The following is a 5,040-nucleotide window of genomic DNA, read 5'->3' on the forward strand; positions in this document are numbered from 1 at the left end:
ATTGATCACTTATCAAACCGTCGTGTTAGAACAGTTGGAGAACAATTGTCTCAACAATTCGGTGTAGGTTTAGCACGTATGGCTAGAACTATTAGAGAGCGTATGAACGTTAGAGATAACGAGGTGTTTACACCAATTGATTTGATCAATGCTAAAACATTATCATCAGTTATCAACTCTTTCTTTGGAACTAACCAGTTATCTCAATTTATGGACCAAACGAATCCATTAGCTGAGATTACACACAAAAGAAGACTTTCTGCACTTGGACCAGGTGGACTTTCGAGAGAGAGAGCTGGTTTCGAGGTTCGTGACGTTCACTATACTCACTATGGTCGTTTATGTCCGATTGAAACTCCTGAGGGACCAAACATTGGTTTGATTTCATCTCTTGGTGTTTATGCAAAAGTAAACGGAATGGGATTCATCGAAACTCCATACCGTAAAGTAACTAATGGTGTAGTTGATTTAGAAAGTACTCCAATTTACTTAAGTGCTGAAGAAGAAGAAGGTAAAATGATTGCTCAGGCAAACATTGAAATGGACGAAACTGGTAAAATTACTGCTAGCAATGTTATTGCTCGTGAGGAAGGTGACTTCCCGGTTGTTGAACCATCTGTAGTTCATTATACAGACGTTGCTCCTAACCAGATTGCATCGATTTCTGCGTCATTGATTCCTTTCTTGGAGCATGATGATGCGAACCGTGCGTTGATGGGATCAAACATGATGCGTCAGGCAGTTCCTTTGATCCGTCCTGAAGCACCAATTGTAGGTACAGGTTTAGAGCGTCAGGTAGCTTCAGATTCAAGAGTATTAATCAATGCTGAAGGGCATGGAACTGTTGAATATGTTGATGCTAATATCATTACTATTAAATACGATCGTACAGAAGACGAGAGAATGGTTAGTTTTGATGCTGATGAGAAAACATACAACCTTATTAAATTTAGAAAAACCAATCAAGGTACAAGTATTAACTTGAAACCAATCGTAAGAAAAGGTGACAGAGTTATACCTGGACAAGTATTATCAGAAGGATATGCTACTCAAAATGGAGAATTAGCTTTAGGTAGAAACTTAAAAGTTGCGTTCATGCCATGGAAAGGGTACAACTTCGAGGATGCGATTGTGATTTCTGAAAAAGTAGTTCGTGATGATATTTTTACATCTATCCACGTTGATGATTATTCATTAGAGGTTAGAGATACTAAGTTAGGAAACGAAGAGTTAACAAACGATATTCCTAACGTTTCTGAAGAAGCTACTAAAGATTTAGATGAAAACGGTATGATTAGAATTGGAGCAGAGGTTAAGCCTGGCGACATTTTGATCGGAAAAATTACACCAAAAGGAGAATCAGATCCTACTCCGGAAGAGAAATTGCTTCGTGCAATCTTCGGGGATAAAGCAGGTGATGTAAAAGATGCTTCATTAAAAGCTTCTCCATCTTTGCATGGTGTAGTTCTTGACAAAAAATTATTTGCAAGAGCCGTAAAAGATAAACGTAAACGTACTCAGGATAAAGATGCTTTAGGCGCTTTAGAAATGGAATTCGAAACTAAATTTGTTGAATTAAAAGACAGATTGGTTGAGAAATTATTCTTGATCGTTAACGGAAAAACATCTCAAGGTGTAATGAATGATTTGGGTGAAGAAGTTTTACCAAAAGGTAAAAAATATACTCAAAAAATGCTTTACGCAGTAGAGGATTTTGCTCACTTAAGCAAAGGTCAATGGGTTGCTGATGATGCTACAAATAAAATGGTTAATGATTTAATTCATAACTATAAAATTAAGCTGAACGACTTACAAGGATCTTTAAGAAGAGAAAAATTCACTATTACAGTTGGAGATGAATTACCATCTGGAATCTTGAAATTAGCGAAAATTTATATCGCTAAAAAACGTAAACTGAAAGTAGGGGATAAAATGGCAGGACGTCACGGTAACAAAGGTATTGTTGCTAGAATCGTTCGTCATGAAGATATGCCTTTCTTAGAAGATGGAACACCGGTAGATATCGTATTGAATCCACTTGGGGTACCTTCACGTATGAACATTGGTCAGATTTATGAGACTGTTCTTGGATGGGCTGGTATGAACTTGGGTAGAAAATTTGCTACTCCAATTTTCGACGGTGCTTCTCTTGACGAAATCAATGCCTTGACTGATGAAGCTAACGTACCACGTTTTGGACATACCTATCTTTATGATGGTGGAACTGGAGAGCGTTTTGCACAAAAAGCTACTGTGGGTGTAATTTACATGCTTAAATTAGGACACATGGTTGATGATAAGATGCACGCACGTTCTATCGGACCATACTCATTGATTACGCAGCAGCCACTTGGAGGTAAGGCTCAATTTGGAGGTCAGCGTTTTGGAGAGATGGAGGTTTGGGCACTTGAGGCTTATGGAGCTTCTAGTACTTTACGTGAAATCTTAACTGTTAAGTCTGATGACGTTATTGGTAGAGCTAAAACTTACGAAGCTATCGTTAAGGGTGAAACTATGCCAGAACCAGGTTTACCAGAATCATTCAATGTATTAATGCACGAATTGAAAGGTCTAGGATTAGATCTTCGTTTGGAAGAATAAAAATAATTTTCAGTGATAGTCTCAGTATTCGATGTAAATCGAAAACTGAGACTTAAGCTGTTTACTAAAGTTTAAGTTTTTAAGATTTATACCCGTAACCCGTTCCGATTTTTTATAATAATGCAAGGCATTTTATAACTAGCGCTTCAAACTAAGTTTGAAGTTTAGAGAAGTAACTCGTGGTAAGCGTAATGATTTAACTCTTTTTAAAAGGTAACTTTTTGAAAGATGTAGATTGTGAATCTAAATCAATTTTTAATAGCAAGTAAATCAATAGTAAAAACTATGATGAATAATAGAAATAATAAAGATAAGAATCCAATTAAAAGATTTAACAAAATCTCTATTGGATTGGCTTCACCAGAATCTATCTTGAAAGAATCAAGAGGAGAGGTTTTAAAGCCAGAAACAATCAACTACAGAACTCACAAACCAGAGCGTGACGGACTTTTCTGCGAAAGAATCTTCGGACCTGTTAAGGATTTTGAATGTGCTTGTGGTAAATATAAAAGAATTCGTTACAAAGGTATCATCTGTGACCGTTGTGGTGTTGAAGTTACTGAGAAAAAAGTACGTCGTGACAGAGTAGGACACATCAACCTTGTTGTGCCAATTGCTCATATCTGGTACTTCCGTTCTCTTCCAAACAAAATTGGTTATATCCTTGGTCTTCCATCTAAGAAATTAGATATGATCATTTACTACGAAAGATACGTAGTAATCCAAGCAGGTATTGCTAAAAATGCAGATGGAGAATCTTTACAAAGACTAGATTTCTTAACTGAAGAAGAATATTTAAATATTTTAGATACTCTTCCGCAGGAAAACCAATATTTAGATGATTTAGATCCAAATAAATTTGTTGCCAAAATGGGAGCAGAATGTATTATGGATTTATTAGCTCGTATTGACTTAGATGCTTTATCTTATGAATTAAGACACAGCGCTAACAACGAAACATCTAAACAACGTAAAACTGAAGCTTTAAAAAGATTACAAGTTGTTGAGTCTTTCCGTGAGTCTAACGAAAACCGCGAAAACCGTCCAGAATGGATGATCATGAAAGTGGTTCCAGTTATCCCGCCAGAATTACGTCCGCTTGTGCCGCTTGATGGAGGTCGTTTTGCAACTTCAGATTTGAATGACCTATACCGTCGTGTAATCATCCGTAACAACCGTTTGAAAAGATTAATGGAGATTAAAGCTCCAGAAGTTATCTTAAGAAACGAGAAACGTATGTTACAAGAATCTGTAGATTCATTATTTGATAACACTCGTAAAGCTTCTGCTGTTAAAACAGAATCTAACAGACCATTAAAATCATTATCTGACTCATTAAAAGGTAAGCAAGGACGTTTCCGTCAAAACTTACTTGGAAAACGTGTGGATTATTCTGCTCGTTCGGTAATTGTTGTTGGTCCTGAGTTAAAATTATTCGAATGTGGATTGCCAAAAGACATGGCATCTGAGTTATACAAACCTTTCGTTATCCGTAAATTGATTGAAAGAGGTATTGTAAAAACAGTAAAATCTGCTAAGAAAATCATAGACAAAAAAGAGCCGGTAGTTTGGGATATTCTTGAAAACGTAATTAAAGGACACCCAGTATTACTGAACCGTGCTCCTACTTTGCACAGACTTGGTATTCAGGCTTTCCAACCAAAATTAATTGAAGGAAAAGCGATCCAGTTACACCCATTAGTTTGTACGGCTTTTAACGCCGATTTCGACGGGGATCAGATGGCGGTTCACTTACCTTTAGGACCAGAAGCTATTTTAGAGGCTCAATTATTAATGTTGGCTTCTCACAATATCTTGAACCCTGCAAATGGTGCTCCAATTACGGTACCTTCTCAGGACATGGTCTTGGGTCTGTACTACATGACCAAAGAGCGTATTTCTACAGAAGATCACATTATTTTAGGTCAGGATTTGACTTTCTATTCTGCTGAAGAAGTAAATATTGCATTAAACGAAGGAAGATTAGAATTGAATGCTCGTGTGAAAATTAGGGCAAAAGATTTTAATGACGCTGGAGAATTAGTGTACAAAATTATTCAAACAACTGCAGGACGTGTATTATTTAATGAAGTAGTACCTGAAGCAGCTGGATATATCAATGATGTATTGACTAAGAAAAACCTTAGAGATATTATCGGACACATTTTAAGTGTGACTGATGTACCTACAACGGCAGCTTTCTTGGATAATATGAAAGATATGGGTTATAAATTCGCATTTAGAGGAGGTTTATCATTCTCTTTAGGTGATATTAGAATTCCAGAACAAAAAACAAAATTAATTGCAGACGCCAGAGAGCAAGTTGAAGGTATTTCTGTGAATTATAACATGGGTCTTATTACGAATAACGAGCGTTACAACCAAGTTATTGACGTATGGACTTCAGCAAATGCGCAGTTAACAGAATTAGCAATGAAA

2 protein-coding genes are annotated in these 5,040 nt (G+C 36.6%); both read left to right on the forward strand.

Annotated features, from left to right (window positions below; translation table 11 throughout):
* The coding region (rpoB, locus tag B3C18_RS00050) for a DNA-directed RNA polymerase subunit beta (RefSeq protein WP_291140459.1) at positions 1-2,601 on the forward strand (2,601 nt) is incomplete at its 5' end.
* A gap of 285 nt (positions 2,602-2,886) precedes the next feature.
* On the forward strand, positions 2,887-5,040 hold a 2,154-nt coding region (gene rpoC, locus B3C18_RS00055), incomplete at its 3' end, for a DNA-directed RNA polymerase subunit beta' (protein WP_291140462.1).

The organism is Flavobacterium sp. UBA7680, from assembly GCF_002482975.1.
In the GTDB taxonomy this organism is placed as follows: Bacteria; Bacteroidota; Bacteroidia; order Flavobacteriales; family Flavobacteriaceae; genus Flavobacterium.